The 24,758-nt window shown below is 36.5% G+C and carries 19 protein-coding genes and 2 tRNA genes; 17 read left to right on the forward strand and 4 right to left on the reverse strand.

Translation table 11 applies throughout. The features are described from left to right. Positions 1-9: 9 nt before the first annotated feature. Entirely contained in the window at positions 10-1,176 is a 1,167-nt protein-coding gene (galK, locus tag ACIGAM_RS06905; protein ID WP_396510735.1) for a galactokinase, read from the reverse strand. Between the two features lie 323 nt (positions 1,177-1,499). Between galK and ACIGAM_RS06910 the strand changes: the two genes are divergently transcribed. Both ACIGAM_RS06910 and ACIGAM_RS06915 read left to right on the forward strand, forming a co-directional pair. Continuing rightward, the gene (locus ACIGAM_RS06910; RefSeq protein ID WP_396510736.1) at positions 1,500-3,149 is read left to right on the forward strand and encodes a solute:sodium symporter family transporter; all 1,650 of its coding nucleotides are present in this window, start codon (positions 1,500-1,502) and stop codon (positions 3,147-3,149) included. An 85-nt stretch (positions 3,150-3,234) separates the two neighbouring features. Beyond that, on the forward strand, positions 3,235-3,816 hold the full coding sequence (locus tag ACIGAM_RS06915) for a hypothetical protein (protein ID WP_396510737.1): 582 nt from the start codon (positions 3,235-3,237) through the stop codon (positions 3,814-3,816). 66 nt (positions 3,817-3,882) lie between these two features. Here the strand turns inward: ACIGAM_RS06915 and ACIGAM_RS06920 are convergent, their stop codons facing one another. Then, on the reverse strand, positions 3,883-5,025 hold the full coding sequence (locus ACIGAM_RS06920) for an acyl-CoA dehydrogenase (RefSeq protein ID WP_396510738.1): 1,143 nt from the start codon (positions 5,023-5,025) through the stop codon (positions 3,883-3,885). 198 nt (positions 5,026-5,223) lie between these two features. Between ACIGAM_RS06920 and ACIGAM_RS06925 the strand changes: the two genes are divergently transcribed. From ACIGAM_RS06925 to ACIGAM_RS06965, 9 genes are all read left to right on the forward strand, one after another. Further along, positions 5,224-6,300: an anhydro-N-acetylmuramic acid kinase gene (locus ACIGAM_RS06925; RefSeq protein ID WP_396510739.1), complete on the forward strand. Its 1,077-nt coding sequence runs from the start codon at positions 5,224-5,226 to the stop codon at positions 6,298-6,300. Between the two features lie 66 nt (positions 6,301-6,366). Continuing rightward, positions 6,367-7,593: a Glu/Leu/Phe/Val dehydrogenase dimerization domain-containing protein gene (locus tag ACIGAM_RS06930; RefSeq protein WP_396510740.1), complete on the forward strand. Its 1,227-nt coding sequence runs from the start codon at positions 6,367-6,369 to the stop codon at positions 7,591-7,593. Between the two features lie 28 nt (positions 7,594-7,621). After that, on the forward strand, positions 7,622-9,094 hold the full coding sequence (gene nhaB, locus ACIGAM_RS06935; RefSeq protein ID WP_396510741.1) for a sodium/proton antiporter NhaB: 1,473 nt from the start codon (positions 7,622-7,624) through the stop codon (positions 9,092-9,094). Between the two features lie 56 nt (positions 9,095-9,150). Continuing rightward, positions 9,151-9,855 (forward strand): MotA/TolQ/ExbB proton channel family protein, encoded by a 705-nt coding sequence (locus ACIGAM_RS06940; protein WP_396510742.1) that lies wholly within the window; start codon positions 9,151-9,153, stop codon positions 9,853-9,855. 1 nt (position 9,856) lies between these two features. Beyond that, positions 9,857-10,249, forward strand: coding sequence for an ExbD/TolR family protein (locus ACIGAM_RS06945; RefSeq protein WP_396510743.1), 393 nt, complete (start codon positions 9,857-9,859; stop codon positions 10,247-10,249). Positions 10,250-10,399: 150 nt separating this feature from the next. Then, positions 10,400-11,230 (forward strand): energy transducer TonB, encoded by an 831-nt coding sequence (locus tag ACIGAM_RS06950; RefSeq protein ID WP_396510744.1) that lies wholly within the window; start codon positions 10,400-10,402, stop codon positions 11,228-11,230. Further along, positions 11,230-12,453 carry a bifunctional folylpolyglutamate synthase/dihydrofolate synthase gene (locus ACIGAM_RS06955; RefSeq protein WP_396510745.1) on the forward strand — a complete coding sequence of 408 codons (1,224 nt, stop codon included), beginning with the start codon at positions 11,230-11,232 and terminating at the stop codon, positions 12,451-12,453. Before ACIGAM_RS06950 ends, ACIGAM_RS06955 begins: the two co-directional genes overlap by 1 nt. A 59-nt stretch (positions 12,454-12,512) precedes the next feature. Next, positions 12,513-12,587, forward strand: a tRNA-Val gene (locus ACIGAM_RS06960). A gap of 103 nt (positions 12,588-12,690) precedes the next feature. Next, a tRNA-Val gene (locus ACIGAM_RS06965) sits at positions 12,691-12,765 on the forward strand. A gap of 169 nt (positions 12,766-12,934) precedes the next feature. On the opposite strand, the gene ACIGAM_RS06970 is transcribed toward ACIGAM_RS06965, so the two are convergent. Both ACIGAM_RS06970 and ACIGAM_RS06975 read right to left on the reverse strand, forming a co-directional pair. Then, entirely contained in the window at positions 12,935-15,190 is a 2,256-nt protein-coding gene (locus ACIGAM_RS06970) for a DPP IV N-terminal domain-containing protein (RefSeq protein ID WP_396510746.1), read from the reverse strand. A gap of 3 nt (positions 15,191-15,193) precedes the next feature. Then, a complete protein-coding gene (locus tag ACIGAM_RS06975) occupies positions 15,194-16,585 on the reverse strand; it encodes an aminopeptidase P family protein (RefSeq protein ID WP_396510747.1) in 1,392 nt (463 codons plus the stop codon). A gap of 542 nt (positions 16,586-17,127) precedes the next feature. On the opposite strand from ACIGAM_RS06975, the gene ACIGAM_RS06980 reads away from it, so the two are divergent. From ACIGAM_RS06980 to ACIGAM_RS07005, 6 genes are all read left to right on the forward strand, one after another. Then, on the forward strand, positions 17,128-18,348 hold the full coding sequence (locus ACIGAM_RS06980) for a serine hydrolase domain-containing protein (protein WP_396510748.1): 1,221 nt from the start codon (positions 17,128-17,130) through the stop codon (positions 18,346-18,348). 293 nt (positions 18,349-18,641) lie between these two features. Continuing rightward, positions 18,642-19,460, forward strand: a complete 819-nt coding sequence (locus ACIGAM_RS06985; RefSeq protein ID WP_396510749.1) for an SDR family oxidoreductase — start codon at positions 18,642-18,644, stop codon at positions 19,458-19,460. Beyond that, entirely contained in the window at positions 19,453-22,089 is a 2,637-nt protein-coding gene (locus tag ACIGAM_RS06990; RefSeq protein ID WP_396510750.1) for an MGH1-like glycoside hydrolase domain-containing protein, read from the forward strand. The genes ACIGAM_RS06985 and ACIGAM_RS06990 overlap by 8 nt, the downstream gene beginning before the upstream one ends. A 15-nt stretch (positions 22,090-22,104) precedes the next feature. Further along, positions 22,105-22,548: a VOC family protein gene (locus tag ACIGAM_RS06995; RefSeq protein WP_396510752.1), complete on the forward strand. Its 444-nt coding sequence runs from the start codon at positions 22,105-22,107 to the stop codon at positions 22,546-22,548. Positions 22,549-22,570: 22 nt separating this feature from the next. Continuing rightward, on the forward strand, positions 22,571-23,827 hold the full coding sequence (locus ACIGAM_RS07000; protein ID WP_396510753.1) for a cation:proton antiporter: 1,257 nt from the start codon (positions 22,571-22,573) through the stop codon (positions 23,825-23,827). 121 nt (positions 23,828-23,948) lie between these two features. Then, a complete protein-coding gene (locus ACIGAM_RS07005) occupies positions 23,949-24,635 on the forward strand; it encodes a hypothetical protein (protein ID WP_396510754.1) in 687 nt (228 codons plus the stop codon). The last annotated feature ends 123 nt before the right edge of the window (positions 24,636-24,758 follow it).

Genomic DNA, 24,758 nt, shown 5'->3' on the forward strand with positions numbered 1-24,758 from the left:
TTTTATGTTTTAAACACGCTCTCCACCATTTGATGGCATAGCTGTGAAAGCGGTTAAATTAAGATTGAATTTTTTGAAATAAGCTTTTTTTGCAGACTCTATATATGTGTCAATGGCGTCTTGATGAATAAGGTTAATAGTGCATCCACCAAAGCCACCACCCATCATTCGGCAACCTAGTATTGACTCATTGTCTTTAGAAAATTCAGTTAAAAAATCAAGTTCTTTACAACTTACCTCATACTTATTTTTAAGCCCCTCGTGCGAAGCATACATGAGCTTTCCAAAAGTATTTAAATCATTATTTTCTAATGCAGTTGCAGCTTGAGTTACACGTAAATTTTCTTCAACTACATACTCACAACGTCCATAAATAGTAGGGTCAAATTCAGACTTATATTTTTTAAGCTGTTCTAAAGAAACGTTGCGTAACGAATTGATCTGGGGCAACCATTTTTGAAGCAGAGCAACTCCTTTTTCACACTCTTCTCTTCGGGTATTATATTCACTGGTAGCCAAGCTGTGAGAAACATTTGTATTTAACAAGAGAAGTTTATAAGGCTCAATTGCAAAAGGCAACATCTCATATTCTAGGCTTTCACAGTCAAGCTTTATAACATGATTTTCTTCACTCATTACAGATGCAAACTGATCCATAATACCACATTTTGTGCCTACATAATTATGTTCAGCTAATTGAGAAAGTTTTACGATTTCTAATTTGGTAAGCTTTAGGTTAAAAAGTTCATTTATACCCATAGCAAGACCACACTCAAGTGCTGCAGAAGAGCTTATGCCCGCTCCCATAGGTAAGTTGCTTAGCATTAAACAATCAAAACCTGCCAGTGTTTTTCCAAGATTTTTGATTTCTTCAACTACACCTATTATGTAATGTGTCCACTCGGCATCCTTAAGATTAGTAGTATTTAAATCAAAATTGTATGTAGTGTCATAATTTAGACTACTAATAGAGCAAGAAGATTCTGAGCCATTTTTCTTTAAATGAAATTGTATCGTCTTGTCTATTGCAGTTGGCATTACAAAACCATTATTATAGTCTGTATGCTCGCCTATTAGATTTACCCTGCCTGGAGAGTTAATCACAATATCTGCTTTAAATTGAACTATCTGGGCAAGGAATTCTGGAGAATGCGCCAGGGAATATTGTTTTTGCAAAATATTATTTTATTAAAGTTAAACAGAGTTAGGAATCAAAGATACATAACTTTAAGCGTATATTGTACGCTTAAAGTTATTTCAAATTTTTACAAACTATTATTTAGTCAACTTAAACTGGTTCTTTATAATTTCACGAGGCCTATTTAAGTGTTTAAAACCACACTTAAAATACGTAGATTTTATATATTTTGGGTCAATTTGTCACTAAAAATACATGTAGCATTGCTCAAAATGCGTTACTTTACGCCTCGATAAAATAATTACATCGTTTTCTTATAACTGTCTAAAAATGTGCGAAAACGATTTTTCAAATTCTAACCATGACTATAATTTCTTTTTTAGCATTTACAATTTTAGTGGCTCTGGTATCCTGGCTAGCTGTAAGAAAGCAAGATGAGAGTACATCTGACGGATATTTTTTAGGGGGCAGAAGTTTAACAGCCGGTGTTATCGCGGGATCCTTATTATTGACAAACCTTTCTACAGAGCAAATCGTAGGTCTTAACGGTAGTGCTTATAAAGATGGATTGTCTGTAATGGCGTGGGAAACGCTTGCTGCAATATCAATAGTGGTTACTGCTATTTTTCTACTTCCGAGGTATTTAAAAGGAGGTTTAACTACAGTGCCACAATTTTTAGCGCAACGTTTTGACGTGTCTACAAAGACCATTACTTCTGTATTGTTTCTTTCTGGTTACGTTGTAGTGCTACTTCCGGTTATTTTATACTCAGGATCTGTGGCTTTAAGTGGAATGTTTAATGTGCCAGAACGTTTAGGCGTTTCTGATACCACGGCTTTAGTTATATGTATTTGGGGAATTGGAATCATAGGTTCTATATATGCTGTATTTGGAGGCTTAAAAGCAGTAGCTGTTTCTGATAGTATTAATGCTGTAGGTTTAATTATTGGGGGAGTTTTAATTCCGGTCTTTGGTTTGATGGCAATAGGTGACGGAAGCGTTATGAATGGTCTGACAGTATTAGTAGATTCTGATCCTGCTCGATTTGATTCTACCGGTGAACCGGGACAGGAGGTACCTTTTTCTACCATTTTTACAGGTATGATGCTTGTGCAGTTATTTTACTGGGGAACTAACCAGCAGATTATTCAGCGGGGTCTGGGTGCAAAAAACCTGGCAGAAGGTCAAAAGGGACTTCTGTTAGCTGCATTTTTAAAAATATTAGGGCCTATCATCTTAGTATTGCCAGGTATGATAGCATATTATTATTTTGAAGGAGGCCTTTCTAGTAGTGATTTAGCTTATCCCGAATTAGTGCGCGCAGTTTTGCCAAAACCATTAGTAGGATTTTTTGCAGCAGTACTTTTTGGAGCAATTTTAAGTTCATTCAATAGTGTGCTTAACAGTTCGGTTACTCTATTTGGTATAGATATTTATAAGCAGCACGTCAACCAGGATGCCCCAGAGGCGACAGTTGTAAAATATGGAAAGATATTTGGAGTATGTCTTGCGTTAGCGGCGATGTTTATTGCACCATTTATAGCAAATGCAGGAAGTTTGTTTAGCTATCTGCAGGAGATAAACGGTATTTACAGTATTCCTATATTCACAATAATTGTGGTAGGATATTTAACAAAGAGAGTACCTGCAATAGCGGCTAAAATTGGGATTATTAGCGGGTCGTTAATGTATATAATCAGTCAGTTTGTTTTAAAACCTAAACTTATAAATGATGCCGTTGAAGCAGCTAAAGCTAGTGGTATATCAGATGCAGAAGCTTTACGTATGGTTGAGGTAGGAGCATACCCACATTATCTTCATATAATGGCTATACTATTTGTAGCAAATATTGTTATTATGCTTATCATCGGGAAACTATATCCACGTAAAGAACCATTTATATTAGAATACACAAAGCAGGTTTCTATAGAACCCTACAAATATGTAAAACAGGTAGGTATTGCTATTTGCTTAATTGTAGTAGGTATTTATATATACTTTGCAAAGTAAATCAGTAAAAACCTATAAAAAAAGCCCCATTTTGGGGCTTTTTTTATAGGTTTAAGTTATTCATAAATAAAAAATCAGAACTATCATGTTTAGAAAAGTACTCGTCCTTCAGGCGGTAATAGCTTTGTTGGCTTTTTCCATAAACGCACAAACTACCCAGAATGTTACCGTAGAAAAATCTATTTGGGGCGTTCAAACCGGTCTTTTAGGATTATGGGCGCATAATGAATCGAGACTTTCAAAAACTATTGCATTGCGCTCAGAATTAGGTTTAAATGGTGGTTTTGCAGGAGGTACTTTTGTAGAAGATGGTTTTCAGTGGGTGTTAGCTCCTACCATAAATATTGAGCCTAGATGGTATTACAATATGAGAAAGCGAGCTGCTAAAGGAAAAGTAACAGAAAAGAATACTGCTAATTTTTTCGGTTTAAAAACTGCCTATAATTCTGATTGGTTTTTAATAAGTAGTTCAGCAAATAATACTGTTATAGAATCGCTTACGATTACCGCACAATGGGGAATCAAGAGAACGCTCTGGCAACATTTTACTTATGAAGTGGGATTAGGTTTGGGTTATGGAGTTGAGTTTTGGAAGCAAGAGGGTTTTTCTGAAAATGAAAATCTTATTGTAGGTAATTTACTTCTGCGCTTGGGCTATACGTTTTAAAAATGTTTAAGAATTAGAAAAGACCCGGTTAAGGGTCTTTTCTAATTTTTAATGAGCGTAATTCTATTAAGAATCAAGTAATCCACGAGAGATTACAATTTTCTGAATCTCTGAAGTTCCTTCGTAAATCTGTGTGATTTTAGCGTCACGCATAAGACGTTCTACGTGGTATTCTTTTACAAAACCATTACCACCGTGAACCTGTACAGCTTCTACAGAAACATCCATAGCAACTTGAGAAGCATATAACTTCGCTCGTGCACTAGAGACATCATAATTGTTGCCTTGATCTTTATCCCACGCAGCTTTCATAACCAGATGACGTGCAGCTTCAATAGAGACATCCATATCTGCAAGTTTAAATGCTATAGCCTGGTGATTGCATATTTCGGTACCAAAGGCTTTACGTACTTTAGAATAATCGCGTGCCATCTCAAAGGCTCCGGCTGCAATACCTAAAGCTTGTGCGGCAATACCTATACGCCCGCCGCTAAGTGTTTTCATGGCAAACTTAAAGCCAAAGCCATCTTCACCTATTCTATTTTCTTTAGGCACCTTTACGTCATTAAAAATTAGAGAGTGCGTGTCACTTCCTCTAATTCCTAGTTTTTGCTCTTTAGGACCTATTTCAAAACCTTCCCAACCTTTTTCAACAATAAAAGCGTTTATGCCTCTGTGTTTCTTTTCTTTATCGGTTTGAGCTATTACTAGATAGTAATCTGCAGAGCTTCCATTTGTAATCCAGTTTTTAGTACCATTTAAAATATAATGATCTCCTTTATCGATTGCGGTAGTTTTCTGAGAAGTAGCATCACTACCCGCTTCGGGTTCACTTAAACAGAATGCGCCTAATTTTTCACCGGTGGTAAGTTGAGATAGGTACTTTTCTTTTTGAGCCTGAGAACCATATTGAGAAAGCCCATAATTAACGAGGCTATTGTTGACAGAGACAATAACAGATGCTGAGGCATCTATTTTAGAAAGCTCTTCCATAACTAATACATAGGAGATAGTATCCATACCGCCACCGCCAAATTCTGTAGGAGCCATCATACCTAAAAATCCCATTTCGCCCATTTTTTTTATAAGCTCCTTTGGAAAATGTTGTTTTTCGTCGCGCTCTATTACGCCCGGTAACAATTCGTTTTGTGCAAATTCACGAGCTGCATCTCGTATCATTATGTGTTCTTCACTCAAGCTAAAATCCATAACCAATTTTTGATTAATAACTAATATTTCCTTTATACCTTAGTCTGCAAAATAGTTTATTTACTATGCTTGCATAGTACTTTGCAAAATAAGTCAATTTTATTGTAGAAAATTCAATAAATAAAATTAAATATGGTGAAATTTACGATTTTAATAGAAAATATCTAATATATTAAGAATACTTATAGTTAAAGAGCCTTGAATAGCACAAGTTATACAGTTTTAGGAGTTATGAGTGGTACCTCTCTCGACGGGGTAGACTTTGCGTACATACGATTTACAAAAAAGGATAACTGGGAATATGAGTTACTAGATTGTGAGACAATCGCCTACGAGCCTTTCTGGGTGTTGCGATTACGTGAGGCAGTTAGTCTATCTCAAAATGAATTGCAAGAGCTCGATGTAGTATATACAAGATATCTCGCAACGCTTATAAATGATTTTAGAAAACGGCATCCTTTAAAAAATCTTGATGCTATTGCTTCGCATGGTCATACGATTTTACATCAGCCAGATCAAGGCTATACGTATCAGATAGGTAATTTGCCAGAGCTTGCTAAACTTTGCGAGAAATTAGTGATTTGCGATTTTAGAGTTGAGGATGTTGCTTTAGGCGGTCAGGGAGCTCCGTTAGTTCCTATAGGAGACTCCTTATTGTTTAATGCGTACGGAGCTTGTTTAAATATAGGTGGCTTTGCTAATATTTCTTTTTCAGAAAATAATACGCGTATCGCATATGATATTTGTGCAACAAATATTGTTCTAAATAGTTTCACAACTAAGATTGGTTACGACTACGATAAGGATGGTGAGATTGCCGCATCAGGAACAATACATCAAGCACTTTTAAGTGAATTGAATGCGCTGGCATTCTATAAAAATTCCTATCCAAAATCGTTAGGTTTAGAATGGGTAAAAGCTGTTGTTTTTCCTATTTTGGAGCGATCAGGACTAAGTGTTGAAGATCGTATAGCAACTTATACAGAGCACATGGCTGTTCAACTTGCCGAAGTTCTCAGAAATTGTAAGTCAATAACATCTTCAAACGGAGTTTTAGTCACTGGTGGAGGTGCTTATAATGTCTATTTAATGAAGCGCCTCGAAGAATTATCGGGTTTAAAAATCAAAAAAGCAGCTCCTAAAATGATAGAATTTAAAGAAGCGCTAATCTTTAGCTTTATGGGCGTTTTACGTTTGCGTAACACTATCAATGTGTTGCGTAGCGTTACAGGAGCTTCTGAAGATCACTGTGCAGGAAAGCTGTATTCACCTTAATTTAATACGAAAACTATAGGGAAAACCGCCTAAGTAGTTATATTTGTCAACCTTCTAAATTATTTAATGAAAGAATTACTAAAACGTTACGAAACTAAAGAGCCAGAGATTGTTTTTCATTGGAACGACCCCGAAACCGAAGCAGAAGGCTGGACGGTGATTAATTCGTTACGCGGAGGTGCCGCCGGTGGTGGTACGCGTATGCGAAAAGGTCTTGACCGCAATGAAGTACTTTCACTGGCCAAAACAATGGAAGTTAAATTCACGGTTTCTGGCCCGGCAATAGGCGGCGCTAAGAGTGGAATTAACTTTGACCCTAACGATCCACGTAAAAAAGGCGTCTTAGAACGCTGGTATGCAGCAGTATCACCATTGCTTAAAAGTTATTACGGTACGGGTGGCGATCTTAATGTAGATGAGATACACGAAGTTATTCCCATTACTGAAGAAAGTGGTGTTTGGCATCCGCAGGAGGGTGTTTTTAATGGCCACTTTAGACCTACCGAAGCAGATAAAATTAATCGTATAGGTCAACTGCGCCAAGGTGTAATTAAAGTGCTCGAGAATCAAAACTTTTCTCCAGACGTTTCTAGAAAATACACCGTTGCAGATATGATCACCGGGTATGGTGTGGCAGAAGCAGCTAGGCATTTTTACGATATCTATGGTGGAAACATCGAGGGTAAAAGAGCCGTTATACAAGGTTTTGGTAATGTAGGTTCTGCAGCAGCATATTATTTGGCACAGCAAGGAGCTAAAATTGTGGGAATCATAGATGCAGCAGGTGGACTTATAAAAGAAGAAGGGTTTTCTTTTGAAGAAATAAAAGAACTTTTTTTAAATAAAAATGGAAATAAATTAGAGGCAGATAATTTGATTCCCTTTGATGAGGTGAATGAAAAAATCTGGAGTATTAAAACAGAGATATTTGCACCTTGCGCAGCATCACGTCTGGTCAAAAAAGAACAGATAGATGCAATGATTAATGCCGGTCTTGAGGTAATTAGCTGTGGTGCAAATGTGCCATTTGCAGATAAAGAAATTTTCTTTGGATCTATTATGGAACACACCGATGCGCAGGTTTCGGTTATACCAGATTTTATATCTAATTGTGGTATGGCACGTGTCTTTGCTTATTTTATGGAGCGTCGTGTACAAATGACCGATGAAGCAATTTTTAGCGATACTTCACAAACAATACGTGATGCGATTCAAAATACATATAATCATAATAGCAGTAATAAAAATATTAGCCGCACCGCATTTGAAATAGCATTGCAGCAGCTTATTTAAATAATCATTAACCAACAACTAAACACACATGTTAAAATATTTTTTGGGTAACAGCCCACGCTGGTTTAAGTTAGCTATGGTAGCTTTCTTAGTTTTCAACGTCTTTGCTTACTACACTCTAGGGCCCATGGTAACCGCATGGATTTTTATAGGTGAGTTTATCTTTACATTGGCGATGGCTTTAAAATGCTATCCGCTTCAGTCTGGAGGTATACTTGCGTTAGAGGCATTAATATTAGGTCTTACCACTCCTGATGCTGCTTACGCAGAAGTTGCCCAAAATCTAGAGGTGGTATTGCTTTTAGTGTTTATGGTAGCGGGTATTTATTTTATGAAACCCATGCTTATGTTTATTTTTAGTAAGGTGTTTACTAAGATAAAATCTAAAGCTGTGCTTTCTATGTTATTTGTTTTCTTAGCAGCGATACTTTCAGCCTTCTTAGATGCTTTAACTGTAACTGCTGTATTAATAAGTGTTGCGGTAGGTTTTTATGGGGTTTATCACAAAATACACTCGAGTGCAACTGCAGATTATGATGAAGACTCTGTGTTAGACCGCAAAGCTCTAAGTGGTGAGACTTTAGAACAATTTAGAAGTTTCTTACGTAGTTTGATTATGCACGGTGTTGTAGGTACTGCTTTAGGTGGTGTTTGTACATTAGTAGGAGAGCCTCAAAACTTATTAATAGGTGAGAAGTTAGGGTGGGAGTTTGTTGAATTCTTTCAGCGCATGGCTCCTATAACTATACCTGTATTAATTTGTGGTTTAATTACAACCTTTATTCTTGAAAAAACTAAAACTTTTGGTTTTGGAGCAAAACTTCCTGATGTTGCTCGTACTATTATAGAGAAATATACCGAAGAGGAAGATGAGAAACGTACTCCAAAAGAAGCTTTTGGTCTTTGGGTGCAAGGAGTTTCAGCGATACTTTTAATATTGAGTTTAGCATTGCACTTAGCTCCTGTAGGTTTTATAGGTTTATTCTTAATCGTAGTACAAACTGCATTTATGGGTATTACAGATGAGCACAGTTTAGGAAAAGCTTTTGAAGAGGCATTACCATTTACAGGTCTTCTAGTAGTGTTCTTTGTAATTGTTGCTATGATTCACGATCAGCATTTATTTACTCCAATTATTGATTATGTGTTAAGTCTTCCTGTAGATGCTCAGCCCTCTATGTTTTATTTAGCTAATGGGGTACTATCGATGATTAGTGATAACGTATTTGTAGCTACCGTTTATATAAATGAAGTGCAGGTTGCTTATGATGCAGGTAACATTACCAGAGAACAGTTTAATCACTTAGCTGTAGCAATTAATACAGGTACAAACCTTCCTAGTGTTGCAACTCCTAATGGCCAGGCTGCATTCTTGTTTCTTTTAACTTCTTCACTAGCACCATTAATTAACTTGTCTTATGGTAAGATGGTGAAGATGGCATTGCCTTACACTATTGTTTTAGGAGGTGTAGGATTAGCAGGAGTTTATTTTCTACTTTAAGCATATAATTAATATCTAATTTACACGTTAACAATATAACTAATTAATAAAAACTTATGCTTACACTCTTGTTGCAAGAAGGTGCAGATACGCTACCATCACTTGCTGCCGAAGAAGAACCGGTAGAAAAAACGCTTTCTCTTTTAGACTTGTTAATGAGCGGTGGTTTACCCGGTCAAATCATTATACTGGTTCTTTTTGTTTTACTTTTTGTAGCAATCTATATTTACTTTGAGCGTCTTTTTGCAATTAAAGCGGCTTCCCAGATGGACAGCAACTTTATGAATCAAATTAAAGATCACGTTGCTAATGGCAATATTGAAGCTGCAAAAATTCTTTGTGCACAGCAAAATAGCCCGGTTTCTAGATTAACAGCAAAAGGCATAAGCCGTATAGGCAGTCCCTTAGAAGATATCAATACCGCTATTGAAAATTCTGGAAAGCTAGAGGTTTACCGTCTTGAAAAAAATGTAAGCGTACTGGCAACTATTGCTGGAGCAGGTCCTATGATAGGTTTTTTAGGTACAGTTATAGGTATGGTGCTAGCCTTTCATCAACTAGCAACTAGCAGCGGGCAAGCAGAAATGGGTAACCTTGCAGAAGGTATTTACACAGCTATGACGACTACTGTTGCAGGTCTTATTGTTGGTATCATAGCATATATGGGATATAATCATTTAGTTGTACGTACAGATAAAGTTGTGCACCAGATGGAGGCTACGGCTGTTGACTTCCTGGATATGTTAAACGAGCCTGCATAATATGAATCTACGCGGAAGAAATAAAGTAAGCCCTGAGTTTAGTATGAGCTCCATGACAGATATTGTATTTCTGTTATTGGTTTTCTTCTTGCTAACCTCACCGGCCATTACACCAGATGCATTAGACCTTATTTTGCCAAAGGCTAAAGGAAAGACCAGTAATCAACAGAATCTATCTGTAAGTATTACTAAAGATTTAGATATTTATGTAAATAAAGAGCGTGTTACTCAAGCTAACTTAGAATCTTTTATTAATAGCGAATTAGTGGGGGTAGAAGACCCTACAATTATTTTAAGAGCAGAAGAGGGAGTGCCTATAGAAGAGGCCGTTAGCGTTATGGACATTGCAAACCGTAATAAGTATAAGATTGTTTTAGCGGTAAGGCCTAATTAATTTTTGGGCGTTACGGCTAGGGCCGTCAGACTTTTCGGCTGTATCTTTTTTAATCGTAAAGAAGATAAAAAAGGATGCCGCCTCTATCCTTAACGCGATACATCAAAGAGTAATATTCCTAATAAATATCATCCTTAATAAAACGCCATATTGAGCTTTTTAGACACAAAATATAAACGCAAATCTTTTACTATAACAAGCATTTTGTATGCTCTGTTACTAGTTGTTTTATTTTTTGCAGGATTAAAATATTTAGATCCACCTCCAGAAAGTGGTATTGCTATTAATTTTGGTACTTCAGATGTTGGGTCTGGTACAATTCAGCCTACAGAGGCAATACAATCTGCTCCTCGTAATGCAACTCCAGAACCTCAAACGCAGCAATCTGCAGAGCTTAAGGAAGAAGTAGTTACTCAAGATGTTGAGGAAGCTCCCGTGATTAAAAACGAACCTAAAAAAGAAATTAAAAAGCCGGTTACTGAGCAGCCTAAAAAGGTGGTGACAAAACCGGTCGAAGCTAAAAAACCAGATCCTAAGCCAGATAAATCTACCACAGATGCACTTTCAAGCATTCTTAATGGACCAAAAAGTAACGGTACTGCTAGCGGTGGCGAAGGCAACGATAACAAGGCAGGTGATAAAGGTGATCCTAATGGGGATCCTAATGCATCTAGTTATTACGGTACCGGAAAAGGTCTTGACGGGGACGGTAATTACCAGTTAGGCGGTCGTAAGGCTTTAAGTAAACCTAAACGTATACAAGAATGCAACGAAGCAGGTATTGTAGTTGTAAGCATAGAGGTTGACCGTAATGGTAATGTAATCAAAGCAACTCCGGGAGTGCGAGGTACTACGAACAACAGCAGATGCCTTTTAGATCCTGCACGAGCAGCTGCGCTTGCTACAAAGTTTAATGGAGATACAGATGCTCCATCACGCCAAATAGGCAAAATCGTCTATAAGTTTAGCTTGTCAGAATAATGAATTACGATGAAACGCTGCACTGGATGTTTGGGAGACTTCCCATGTTTCAGCGTCAGGGCGCTGCAGCTTATAAAAATAATCTCGATAATATTTTACTTCTAAGTGAGCACTTAGGAAATCCTCACAAGCATTTTAAGAGTATCCATATTGCTGGCACAAATGGCAAGGGCTCAACGAGTCATATGATTGCTTCTGTACTTCAGGAGGAAGGCTATTCAACCGGGTTATACACATCACCACATTTAAAAGATTTTAGAGAGCGTATACGAGTTAATGGAGTAATGGCTGAAGAGTTATTCGTTATTCAGTTTATAAAAAAGCACAAACAATTTCTTGAAGATAATGAGCTGTCATTTTTTGAGCTAACCGTAGGTATGGCTTTTCAATATTTTGCAGATAAGCAAGTTGATATTGCTGTTATAGAGGTAGGATTAGGAGGACGACTTGATGCAACTAATATTATAACTCCAATACTTTCAGTAATTACAAACATTGGCTTAGATCATACCGTATTTTTAGGAACAACTATATCTCAAATTGCCGGAGAAAAAGCAGGTATTATCAAGAATCGCATTCCGGTAGTCATAGGAGAGCGACAGGAAGAGACGACAACTGTTTTTAAGTCTGTAGCTTTGCAAAATGATGCTCCTATATATTTTACAGATGAGTCTGATTACCCTGAGTTAGCGAGTGAGTTAAAAGGTAATTATCAGCAAAGAAATAAGCAAACCGTACAAAAAGCAATTGAAGTTTTAAATAACACCACAGGTTTTGAGATTTCTCAACGTGCTCTAGAAGCTGGAGTAAAATGTGTAGTTACAAATACCGGTTTCTTAGGAAGATGGCAGGTGCTTCAAGAAGTTGGTCCTAAAATTATTTGTGACACCGGTCATAATGCTGAAGGTCTTACATATGTAACTACCCAACTCAAAAAGGAAAAATTTAACCAGCTTCATATTGTATTAGGAGTGGTTTCTGATAAAGAATTGAGTACGGTACTGCCTTTGTTTCCTAAAAATGCACACTACTACTTTAGCAAACCTGAAGGGCCGCGTGGTCTTGATGAGTCAATTTTAAAAGAAAAAGCTGCACACTTTGGTTTACTAGGAAAAAAATATGAAAATATTTCAGAAGCGTTTACAGCGGCAAAACAGACTTCAAAACCTGATGATCTGATATTTATAGGTGGGAGTACATTTGTGGTTGCAGAAGTGATTTAATTATTTTTGAAAAAGTGTTTGGTATATTTAAAAGTTGGTTTATATTTGCACCCTCTAAAGGGCAATTAGCTCAGTTGGTTCAGAGCACCTCGTTTACACCGAGGGGGTCGGGGGTTCGAATCCCTCATTGCCCACTAAGGTTTCCAGAATTGGAAACCTTTTTTTATCCTTTAGCAAGAGATAGCAAACAAAATAGTTTGGTGTTTTTAATAAGGGTTTACAATTACGCCGGTATAAGGGCAATTAGCTCAGTTGGTTCAGAGCACCTCGTTTACACCGAGGGGGTCGGGGGTTCGAATCCCTCATTGCCCACTAAAGGCTTCGCAGAAATGTGAAGCCTTTTTTTATTAAATAAATTTAGGATAAGAATTTGCCGAATCATCAGGACTTCGTTTCATCGCTATTTCATATCATAAAAATTTTTGAGTTCTTAAATAAAAAAGCTTCTGTTTTCAGGAAGTCTTTCTACGGTGATTTTCTGTTATTTTTTATTGTGTTCCATTAAATAATTAGTAAGAAGTGTGTATAAATGTCTTCTGGTATTTTTGCCCTCATTTATGCCGTGAGATCTATTAGGGTAAGCCATCATTGTAAATTGCTTATTGTTTTTAATAAGTTCGTTTACGAGATATTCCATATTTTGATAGTGCACATTATCATCTCCCGTACCATGTACGATAAGTAAATTACCATCTAGATGTTTAGCATATGTTGCCGGAGAGCCGCTTATAAAATCTTCTTTATTCTCCTGCGGAAGCCCCATATATCGTTCTTGATAAACATTATCATAAAATAACTGATTGGCGACAGCTGCAACTGCCATTCCTGTTTTGTAAATCTCAGGATACTTAAACATTAAATTAAGTGTCATAGAGCCACCACCGCTCCATCCCCACACAGAAACACGGTCAGCATCCAGGTAATTCCATTTTTTTAGAAGCTCTTTAGTCGCCATAGCCTGATCACGAGCATTGATATCACCTACTTTGCGATAAATAGATTTGCGCCATGCGCTACCTTTTAGCGATGGTGTACCCCTATTATCCATATTGATGATGACATACCCCTTTTGGGCTAGAAGAATATCGTAAGTACCTATAAACGTATCTGTAGCCATCTGCCCCCAAGGTTCGCCATATACGTGAAAAAGAACCGGATATTTTTTTGAAGCGTCAAAATCTACAGGCTTTGTAACTCTGCCTTCTACAACAACATCATCCTCTGTTGTAACCTGAAAAAAGCTAGTTTCCGGAAGCTTCAGATTTACTAAATTCTTTTTTAATTCTGCATTATCTACAAGGATTTTTATGGTTTTATGACTGGGCAAATGGATTAGACGAACCGTTGTAGGTGTATTAGCATCTGTATGACTGTGAATAGCAAAATTTCCGTTAGGAGCGATTTGATACGTATTTACACCACTATATTCTTTAGGTGTTAGACGTTTTGGAGTTCCTTTTTTGTTTAGAGATGCGGTGTATAAATAGCGTTGTGCAGGATCTTCTGGCGAAGCCGAAAAGAATACATCTGTATCTGTAGCGGTGTAAAATGTAGCAACATCGTAATTTCCCGGAGTAAGGAGTGTTTTAGCTCCTGTTTTAAAATTCACTTTGTAAATATGACGCCAGGCATCATTTTCAGTCATACGTAAGAAAGCCGATTTGTCTGGAGAAAGCAGCAGGTCATTTTTACCCCATTGATTTGCCGAAATATCCGGATAACCTAAATCAACCCAGGTTTCTTCAGTTTCAGTGTAGACGGTTTTTAATTCTTCCGTAGCAGGAGCATAGGTATAAACAACAAGCTTGTTTTGTTTTCGGTTTAATTGCTGAATTAAGAGTAAATTATTGCTTACCCATTGTATGGCTGGTAAATAATGCTGTACAGGATCTCCCGGAATGGGAATCCATCTGGTTTGCTTAGTACTTGTATTTATCAATCCCAGCCGGGCAGATGACGGGTTGTAACCTACCTTAGGATATTGTAATGGGATAGGTTTTGAATATACTGAGTCTGTCGTATTAATCATATAAAAAGTCTCAATCTCAGAAGCATCAAGTTGCCAGTAGGCAATTTGAGAAGCGTCTGGGCTCCATCTAAAACCATCGCGAGCACCAAATTCCTCCTCATAAACCCAATCAAAAGTTCCGTTTATGATATCGCCGGTACCATCTTGAGTGAGTTGTAATACCTCGCCGGTTTTAAAGTTTTCTTTATAAATATTAAAGTCAGAAACGTACGCGACATAGCTGTTATCTTCAGAAAACTTAGCAAACATTATAGAAGATGCCGGAAGCTGTGTTCCCAATTGTTTGAGGCTGTTATTATCAAAGTCGTAAATCCAATAGTCCCCTTTAGTGTTAGAGCGCCATACGCGACTTGTATTTGTAAAAATGAGTACTTTGCTTTCGTCTTTAGAAAGACTAAAATCTGCAATAGACAGGCCTTTTGAAGCTAAAGCAGGTGTTAGCGCAGCTGCATTTAAATAGGTGGCTTGCGCGTTAGATTTACTGCTATATTTTATAAGTTCATCTGCGCCAGATGCATTTTGTTCAACCGTTATAAAAGCATCTCCGTTATTGATCCAGAATATAGGTCGGGCACTTTCTGAATTAAATTCATTTGAGGTGTAAATACGATCTAGAGACAACATGCTCAAATCATTTTCCTGAGCTGTAAGTTGAAAGTTGAATAACACCACGAGTGCTAAAGCAAACCAGGTAAATTTATTCTTCATAGATTAAAAGCTTCTAAGATTTTCAATTGCTTCTGCTGTTTTTGCTAGAGGTTCTCCCAAAATTATACTTCCGGTAGCTGTAATGACAAGGTCTTCTTCAACCCGTACACCACCAAATGTTTTAAACTTTTCTACCGCATCATAGTTTACAAAATCAGTATACATTCCTTGAGCTCTGCGCTCATCAATTAAATAAGGATTAAAATACAAACCGGGTTCAACAGTAAGTACAAAGTCTTTTTTTAATTCTTTACCTAAACGCAACGACTTTAGACCAAAGACGGTACTTTTTTTAAGTTCAGGAGTATACCCTACATATTCTTCGCCCAGATTTTCCATATCGTGTGTATCCAGCCCCATCATATGACCTAAACCACATTGAAAAAACAACGTGTGAGCGCCTGCGGTAACCGCATCATCTGCATTTCCTTTCATAAGTTTTAGATCAATGAGTCCTTCAACTAATTTTTTTGAAGCCAGAAGATGCACATCAAGAAATTTAATTCCCGGTTTTAGGGCGGCTATTGCTGTATTGTGTGCGTGAAGCACCACATTGTAAATATCTTTTTGAACCGGACTAAAACGCTTTCCTGCCGGGAAGGTACGTGTCATATCACCTGCATAACCCATCACATTCTCTGCGCCACAATCACATAAAACCAGATCACCATCCTTAAGAATTGTTGTAGAAGCGTGGTTGTGCAAGTACTGCCCGTCTTTAGATAAAATTATAGGAAACGAGGTATTGCCGCCTCCCGCGATAGCAATAGCCTGTAGCTTACCGGCAATCTCCATCTCACTCATACCGGGTCTGGTATATTGCATTGCAAATTTATGCATAGCCGCAGTCGTGTTTACAGCCTGTTCAATTTCTATAAGTTCTTCTGGGGATTTCAACTCGCGGAGCGCAACAATAGCTTTTATAAGTTCAACAGATTTTCTGTTTTCTAGTTCGCCTAACGGAATATTTAAGAGTTGACTAAGTTCTATTTTTTGAGCAGCACGATATGGTGAGAGGTAATGTACGTTTTGACCTTTCTTTATTTGAGAACTGATGTATTTTGAAAGTTCAGATTTTGATTTGACTGTGCTGAAACCAGATTTTTGAGCAAATGACTCTAAGGGTTCTTTTGCTCCCGTCCATACCATTTCTTCGGCAGTAGGATTGTCGCCAAATAGAATCTCATCATTATCATTTATGTTGATTACAAAGTATAAATCTGGAATTTGAGTAATTCCTGTAAAATAACTAAAAGTGCTGTCTTGTTTAAACGCATACCAGTTGTCTTTGTAATTCATTGAACTTTCACCATTACCCGGAAAAATTATTAGGCCTGAGCCTAATGCGTTTTTCAAAATTGAACGGCGGTGTTTGTACGTGTCTTTTGGAAACATAAAGCTGTATTGTTATGGGAGTTTAAAACTCCTTTATGATTTAAATAAATAAAGAATTGAAGCGTCAAATTATTAAATAGATACTGAAGTTCTAGGTATATATTGACTAATTCTTGTCATTTATTAGCTAATTCTTCTAGTTGTTTATTTAGAGTTAAGATTTATTAGCACCTCATAACTTTTAGATTTCTAAGGGGAATTTAAAAACGTTTATAACTTCATTTAATAACACATACTAAATGGTCTTCAATTAAGTTCTCTATAAAAATCGAAAAAATGTTTAAAAGTGCTAAAATGAAACAAAAAGATTCTTTTAATAAAAGAGTTTTGTAGTTCTGTATTTGTACTAATTGTGCTTTATGAGACCTACTTATAATTATTTTATAATCGAGTAAAATGTACTTTGACGTTATTATTTGTTTTTAAGCTAAATTTGATTGTATTAAGCACCACAACCCCAACTTATAATGATTAATAAAAAGTTCCTGATATGGAGTACATTTTTAATACTCCTAGTTTCTCTGTCATTATCCAATACTAATTTGAATTCTCAAAATAGTTTAAAGTCTCCTACAGCAGCAGTTAATGAAGTTGGCCTATCAACTACAGTATCCCAGCAGGAAAAAGACCTTTTTCAACTGCGTAAAGCTGCTATTAATCTGGCTATAGCAGATTATTTTAAACAAGCTATTGATCAACATTTAATTATTGGTGCAGGTGTAAGTGTAATTTCAGGTGATTCTATATTGTTTAATGGAGGGTTTGGGATGCGTAGCTTTTCTAAATTAGATTCAGTAAATGCACAGACGGTTTTTAGATTGGGTTCGTTATCAAAAGGATTTACAGGAGTTCTAGCCAGTATAGAAGTAGAAGAGGGAAACATAAGCTGGGAAGATAAACTGGCAACGGCATTACCACAATTTCATCTAAAAAATAAATTGAATGAGCAGGCGATAACACTTTCTAATGTTTTATCTCATACAACGGGAGTTCCTTATCACTGCTATACAAATCTTGTAGAGGCAGGACTAACAATGTCTCAAATCGCTGAAAGATTTGGGGTTGTAAATACCATCTCTAAACCGGGAGATTTATATAGTTATCAAAATGCAATGTTTGCTTTAAGTGGTGAGATGATGCAAGTAGCTACTGGGCAGAGCATTCAGCAATTGCTTCAGAATAAAATTTTTACCCCCTTAAATATGAAAACAGCATCTACAGATTATGATGCGATGATAAGTACAGATAATTATGCTTTTCCACATAAAAACACGGCTAAGGGGTGGATGCAAATTCCGGTTAATAAAAAGTATTACAATGCGGTTCCTGCAGGAGGTGTAAATGCCAGTGCTGAAGATATGGCAAAGTGGATGCGCTTTTTATTAGGACACGAGGAATCTGTCTTGACTAAATCTGGTTTGAAAACGGTTTTTACACCTCAAATAGAAATGCTTGATGGTCGAAAGTACTACCAGCGTTGGAAAGGACATTTAAAGTCATCCTACGCTTTTGGGTGGAGAATACATGATTTTATAGATGCAAAAACCGGAGCTCAAACGAGTATGGTTCATCACGGCGGTTCTGTTAGTAATTTTAGAAATGAAATCGCATTATATCCTGCAGAAGATCTTGGCGTTTGCGTACTGTTTAATAGTATGACTCCTTTGGCTACGTCAGTAATACCAGAACTACATGATATTATTAAAAATATAATGAATACTCCGGCTAGTAAATTTGGTTTGTCAGAACTCGTAAGCTTATAGTTTTTTGTATGAATTCTGCTAGTTTTTGAGCCTGCTATTTGCTCAAATTAAGTCCGTAAAATCTTCTCTTTCGTAAATCGCTTTAACATTTATCAAGTGCTGATAAAGCGATAAATAACACATTCAAACTAAAAACACAGAATTTTTGCTGTTCATATAATGGTTTATAGTTTTTTTTGAATGATTCTTCTTTGGGTATAATTAAAGTTAATCTCTAATTTAGGGTGTAGTATATAACGTAAATTGGACGAGTTATATATGATTTTTGTAATTTAAAATCGAAATTTAAAGTTATGCAAAAACCCAACGAGCGATTAAAGGGACAGACAGCTATAGTTACAGGGTCAAGTTCTGGAATAGGTGCTGCAGTAGCAATTGCATTAGGCCGGGATGGAGCTAATATTGTTGTTAATTACAACTCTTCAGATGAGGGAGCAGAAGAAGTTGCAAAGCAAATTAATGAGGATAGTACCTGCGGTGAAGCTATTGTTATCCAATGTAACGTTAGCAAGGAAGATGAGGTGCAGCAAATGTTTAAGGAAACCATTAGCAAATTTGGTACCGTAGATATTTTAGTTGCCAATGCAGGCTTACAAAAAGATGCTCCGCTACACGAGATGACGCTCGAAGACTGGCAGCTGGTTATAGATGTAAATCTTACCGGGCAGTTTCTCTGTGCTAGAGAAGCGTTGCGTGAATTTATGCGTAGAGGTATGCGCCCTGACGTTTCAAAATCTTTAGGTAAAATTATACATATGAGTTCTGTTCATCAAATCATTCCCTGGGCAGGACACACCAATTATGCAGCTTCTAAAGGTGGACTAGTTATGCTAATGGAAAGTATTTGCCAGGAATATGCTCCATTAAAGGTAAGGTGTAACAGTATTGCGCCGGGTGCTATTAAAACGCCAATTAATAAAGAAGCGTGGCAAACACCAGAAGCTTTGCAAGAATTAAATAAATTAATACCGTACAAACGCATAGGCGTACCTGATGACATAGGAAGCACAGCTGCCTGGCTGGCTTCAGATGAATCAGAATATATTAATGGCACTACCCTTTTTGTAGATGGGGGAATGACGTGCTATCCAGGATTTACAACAAATGGCTAAGAAAAATACAGAAGAACAAAAGCGCCTTGATGCGCACTATTCAGATAAAGAAGACTGGTTACATTGGGGGCCTTACTTAAGTGAGCGACAATGGGGTACTGTGAGAGAAGATTACAGTCCCGGAGGTGATGCCTGGGGGTATTTTACCCATGATCATGCCCGTAGTAGGGTATACCGTTGGGGAGAAGATGGTCTAGCAGGTTTTACAGATCGTTATTGCAATATTTGTTTTGGACTTTCTTTATGGAATGGAAAAGATAAAATCTTAAAAGAGCGTCTGTTTGGACTTACAGGGCCTGAAGGTAATCACGGCGAAGATGTGAAAGAGTTGTATTATTATCTCGAGAATACGCCCACGCACTCTTATATGAAGCATTTATATAAGTATCCGCAGAAAGAATTTCCTTATGGAGAATTAGTTAAATCTAATAAAAAGCGAACCCGTGAAGAACTTGAGTATGAACTTCTAGATACCGGCCTGTTTAATAAAAATGAATATTTTGACGTAGTAACGGAATATGCGAAGGCAGGCCCAGATGATATTTGTATAAAAATCTCGGTAACAAATCGCAATACTAAAGAGGCAGAATTACACGTGTTACCTACACTATGGGTTCGTAATTTCTGGGATTTTAGAGAAATGCCTTTTAAACCATCAATTCAAAAAAGTAAAGCAAGAAAAAATCCTTCGGTTCAAATAAAGCACCCATACACTGGAGAATATAATTTTTTCTTTCAGAAGCCAGATCATTTGTTGTTTACTGAAAATGAAACCAATGAAGAGAAGCTGTATTTACAGCCTAATGATCATCCCTATAAAAAGGACTTTTTTCATAATACAGTAGTTAAAAATGACTATCGCTTAGCAAAAAAGAAACAAGAAGGAACCAAGTTTGCACCGCATTACAGTCGTAAATTAAAAGGTGGTGAAACTGTAGTTTTTAAATTGAGATTGACATCTGGCGAACCCAAAGATGCTTTTGACAAAAATTTTGATCAGTTATTTGTAGATAGGGCGCAGGAGTGCGCAGACTTTTATGAGGGTATTAAATCTGTGGCTAATCCTGAAGCAAAAAATATTCAGCGACAGGCATTTGCCGGATTATTATGGTCAAAACAGTATTATAATTACGAAGTAGAGCAGTGGTTGAAGGGAGACCCTAAGGTTTCTACACCACCTAAAGAACGCAAGCATGGGCGTAATAGTACTTGGAAAACATTACGAAATCACGATATTCATTTAATGCCAGATGCCTGGGAATATCCGTGGTATGCAGCTTGGGATAGTGCATTTCATTGTATTACAATGGCCTATATTGACCCTGATTTTGCTAAAAAACAGTTGTTGCTGTTTACTAAAGAATGGTATATGGCGCCTAACGGGCAGATTCCCGCTTATGAGTGGAATTTTAGTGATGTAAATCCACCTACTCAGGCTTTTGCAGCTTTACAGATTTTTAAAATAGAACGGGACAGCGCGGGAAAATCTGATATCGTTTTTCTTAAACGTATTTTCAATAAACTCTCTCTAAACTTTACCTGGTGGGTAAATCAGGAAGATCGAAAGCAAAATAATGTTTTTCAGGGTGGCTTTTTAGGTTTAGATAATATTGGAGTATTTGACCGAAGCAGTGGTATCCCCGGCAATGCACATTTAGAGCAGGTAGATGGTACCTCTTGGATGGCATTGTATTGTCTAAACATGCTAGAGATAAGTATTAAAATAGCTCTAGAAGATAGCTCCTATGAAGAAATGTGTACTAAGTTTTTTGGGCATTTTATCTTTATAGCAGAAGCACTTAATAAGCGTAGTGAGAAGTATGCCGGAACCTGGGATGAAGAAGAAGGGTTCTTTTACGATAAGCTCGTTTTTCAAGATGGGACTTACCAGCCCATAAAAGTGCGATCTATTGTAGGTATGATGTCGCTGGTTGCAGTATTGCATATTAGCAAAGAGACTCTTGATAGATTACCCAATTTTAAATACAGTGTAGACTGGTTTAGAAAATACCGAATGAAAAACCTAAAATATATGGTTATTCAGGAATTTTCAGATGAATCTGATTTATTACTGGCGCTTGTGCCAAAAGATCGATTAGAGATTTTGTTGAAAACCATGTTTGATGAGAACGAGTTTTTAAGTAATCAGGGAATACGTTCACTTTCAAAAATACACGAGACAACCTACTCTATAGATATTGCAAATACGAGTTATGATATAAAATACGAACCTGCCGAGTCAGAATCTTCTATGTTTGGAGGTAATTCTAACTGGCGTGGTCCTGTGTGGATGCCGTTTAACTATCTTTTTACAACCGCTTTAAAAGAGTTTAGAGATTATTATGGTAATGAGTTAGAGTTAGAATACCCTAGCGGAAGTGGTAACGTAATAGGATTAGAAGCAATACGGAAAGACTTAATGAAGCGCTTAATAAGTATCTTTCAAGAAGACGAGCATGGTGACAGGCCCGTGAATGCATTACACAAAGAAACGTACAGAGATCCTAATTTTAAAGATCTTATTCTATTCTACGAGTATTTTCACGGTGATACCGGTAGGGGAATTGGCGCATCACATCAAACCGGATGGACAGCTCTTGTAGCTAATATGATAGATGAGATTTATTAACTTAATTGGTATACAATGAAATTTGCATGGTACCTAATACTAGTACTTTTTACAATGAATATAGCTTCAGCACAAAATTTTAGTTTTAATAAAGATCACGATGCGCTTTTAGTAAAAGATCTCGATAAGGCGGTAGCTTTTTATAGAGATATACTCGGTCTAAAGGAAATTGACAATGCAGGTCTTGGTCCTAAATTCAAATGGTTTGAATTAAAAAATAAAGTTCAAATACACCTTATTGAAAGTGAAGAGTTATTTACACCACATAAAGGAGTACATCTGGCGCTTAACGTGAATGATCTTGATGGTTTTATAGCTTTTTTAATTGAAAAAGAGGTTCATTTCGAAAATTGGCCCGGAGAACAAAAAGCAACTAACACCCGCCCTGATGGTGTGCGACAGATTTATTTTACAGACCCTGACGGATATTGGATAGAAGTAAATACTAATAAATTATAGAATAAAATACGCTACATAAACTATGGATTATTTTCTAATTGTAACTATTCTAGTAGTTCTTGCAGCTGTTTTTGGTTACATCAATGTTCGGTTTTTAAAGTTGCCTAATACCATAGGCTTAATGTTAATTACACTGCTGTTTACTGTGGCTGTTGTTATCTTAGGTACGGTAAACGACACATTACTGAATGCGGAAAAAGCTATAATCAAAAGTATAGATTTTGAAAGCGTGTTGCTTGATGGGATGCTTAGTTTTCTGCTCTTTGCAGGAGCATTACATACTAATTTTGAGCAACTTAAAATACAACGCTGGCCGGTTTTAGTATTCTCAACTATAGGTGTATTAACATCAACCTTTCTAGTAGGGATTGCGCTTTACGGAGTAACTGCATTATTAGGTTTAGAGATTAATTTTGTTTATTGTTTGCTTTTTGGAGCCCTAATTTCACCTACAGACCCTATCGCTGTTTTGGGTATACTTAAAAAAGCAGGAGCACCTAAAAATTTAGAAACAAAAATTGTTGGCGAATCCCTTTTTAATGATGGTGTTGGAGTTGTAGTATTTCTAACCTTATTTAAAATTGCGGGTTCAACGGAGTCTGTTTCCGCAGGTGAAATTGTTAAACTTTTTGGGCTTGAAGTTTTAGGAGGTATTGGATTAGGACTTGCTATAGGGTGGGTTACCTACAGGCTTTTAAAATCTATAGACGATTATGATATTGAAGTTATAATTACATTAGCTGCGGTAATGGGCGGTACGGTGCTTGCCCAACAACTTCATATGTCTGCACCATTGGCAATGGTTACTGCCGGTTTACTAGTAGGTAACGATACGGCACGTAAACATACCATGTCTAAGCTTACAGAAACCTATGTAGATAAATTCTGGGAGTTAATAGATATTTTACTTAATACAATTCTATTTGTTCTCATAGGTATGGAAATGCTTGTGCTTACTTTAGATTTTAGTGCAATAGTAGCGGGTCTTATAGCAATACCTGTGGTTCTTATTTGCAGATATTTATCATTACTACTGCCAATTACTTTTTTTGAAAAGCACCTTAATTTTGCGCCTAGAACTAATTTAGTAATGACCTGGGGTGGTTTGCGTGGTGGGATTTCAATAGCTCTTGCACTTAGTTTAACGGCAGACATGCATCGTGACTTATTTCTAGTCATTACTTATATAATTGTAATATTTTCAATTTTAGTTCAGGGCTTGTCTGTAGGTAAAGTAATTGAGAAGTTAGGCTTAAGTACTCTTGATAAATCAAATTAAAAATGTAGTAATAATCTTACAATTTATTTATAATTAGATATTTATTTACCGACATAAAGTTGTTATTTGGGTTATTATGATATATTTGCAAAATAATAATTAGTTAAGGCAATCTAGAGTAATGAAAAATATCTATGTAATCTTATGTTCAATATTTTTGTTGTCTTGCTCTAACGAAGAGCTTACTCCATCTCCTAAAGACAATTTTAAAATAGAACAAAGCGCTGCGCTGCGTGCTACATTAGAAGAATTACGTTTCAAAGCAGAAAATGAGAAAAGTAGTAACGAGTCAAAAATGGCTGAAGAAGAAGAATTGTGTTTTCAGTTTGTATATCCAATCTCGCTATCGTACTCAGACGGTTCAATTATTGTAGTTTCAGATTTTAATAATCTTCTTGAAATCATATTGAACGAAAGTCTTGAGAAACATATAAATGGAATAGCTTTCCCTTTTGATGTTAAAGTGAGTGATAATGGCTCAATTTCCACAATCTCGGATGAGGCCGATTTTAAGGCATTGATAAACAATTGTGGTTATGAGGTAGTTGATTATACTCAACTAAAGCAAATTTCTGGAGCTTGTTTCACTATAAGTTATCCGGTTTCACTACGCATAAATGAAGCTTCGATGCTTTTTTTAACGGAAGAAGAACTAAGCAATTATATAATTTCAAATTACAAAACAATAGTTTCTATAAATTTAGAATATCCTTTATCTGTAAGTTTGATAGCTTCTGGTCAGACTGAAATTTTAAACGATGATTATGAGGTCATTTATCTTATACGAGAATCTTGCGGGATAGAATAATACTACAAATTATAATACTGTTTGAATTATTTCAAAAAAGCAATCGATTTCAATTTCATTATTTTTATCGCAAATTATTTAAAATAAGCTACTTAAGTAGTTTATTTTTTTTAATGTTAGAAA

The organism is Leeuwenhoekiella sp. NPDC079379 (assembly GCF_044542075.1).
In the GTDB taxonomy this organism is placed as follows: domain Bacteria; phylum Bacteroidota; class Bacteroidia; order Flavobacteriales; family Flavobacteriaceae; genus Leeuwenhoekiella.

Bases quoted from the DNA above. Each gene is read 5' to 3' on its own strand.
- ACIGAM_RS06910 (WP_396510736.1), top strand. From the start codon at position 1,500: ATGACTATAATTTCTTTTTTAGCATTTACAATTTTAGTGGCTCTGGTA.
- ACIGAM_RS06915 (WP_396510737.1), top strand. From the start codon at position 3,235: ATGTTTAGAAAAGTACTCGTCCTTCAGGCGGTAATAGCTTTGTTGGCT.
- ACIGAM_RS06920 (WP_396510738.1), bottom strand. From the start codon at position 5,025: ATGGATTTTAGCTTGAGTGAAGAACACATAATGATACGAGATGCAGCT.
- ACIGAM_RS06930 (WP_396510740.1), top strand. From the start codon at position 6,367: ATGAAAGAATTACTAAAACGTTACGAAACTAAAGAGCCAGAGATTGTT.
- nhaB (WP_396510741.1), top strand. From the start codon at position 7,622: ATGTTAAAATATTTTTTGGGTAACAGCCCACGCTGGTTTAAGTTAGCT.
- ACIGAM_RS06940 (WP_396510742.1), top strand. From the start codon at position 9,151: ATGCTTACACTCTTGTTGCAAGAAGGTGCAGATACGCTACCATCACTT.
- ACIGAM_RS06945 (WP_396510743.1), top strand. From the start codon at position 9,857: ATGAATCTACGCGGAAGAAATAAAGTAAGCCCTGAGTTTAGTATGAGC.
- ACIGAM_RS06955 (WP_396510745.1), top strand. From the start codon at position 11,230: ATGAATTACGATGAAACGCTGCACTGGATGTTTGGGAGACTTCCCATG.
- ACIGAM_RS06970 (WP_396510746.1), bottom strand. From the start codon at position 15,190: ATGAAGAATAAATTTACCTGGTTTGCTTTAGCACTCGTGGTGTTATTC.
- ACIGAM_RS06975 (WP_396510747.1), bottom strand. From the start codon at position 16,585: ATGTTTCCAAAAGACACGTACAAACACCGCCGTTCAATTTTGAAAAAC.
- ACIGAM_RS06985 (WP_396510749.1), top strand. From the start codon at position 18,642: ATGCAAAAACCCAACGAGCGATTAAAGGGACAGACAGCTATAGTTACA.
- ACIGAM_RS06990 (WP_396510750.1), top strand. From the start codon at position 19,453: ATGGCTAAGAAAAATACAGAAGAACAAAAGCGCCTTGATGCGCACTAT.
- ACIGAM_RS06995 (WP_396510752.1), top strand. From the start codon at position 22,105: ATGAAATTTGCATGGTACCTAATACTAGTACTTTTTACAATGAATATA.
- ACIGAM_RS07000 (WP_396510753.1), top strand. From the start codon at position 22,571: ATGGATTATTTTCTAATTGTAACTATTCTAGTAGTTCTTGCAGCTGTT.
- ACIGAM_RS07005 (WP_396510754.1), top strand. From the start codon at position 23,949: ATGAAAAATATCTATGTAATCTTATGTTCAATATTTTTGTTGTCTTGC.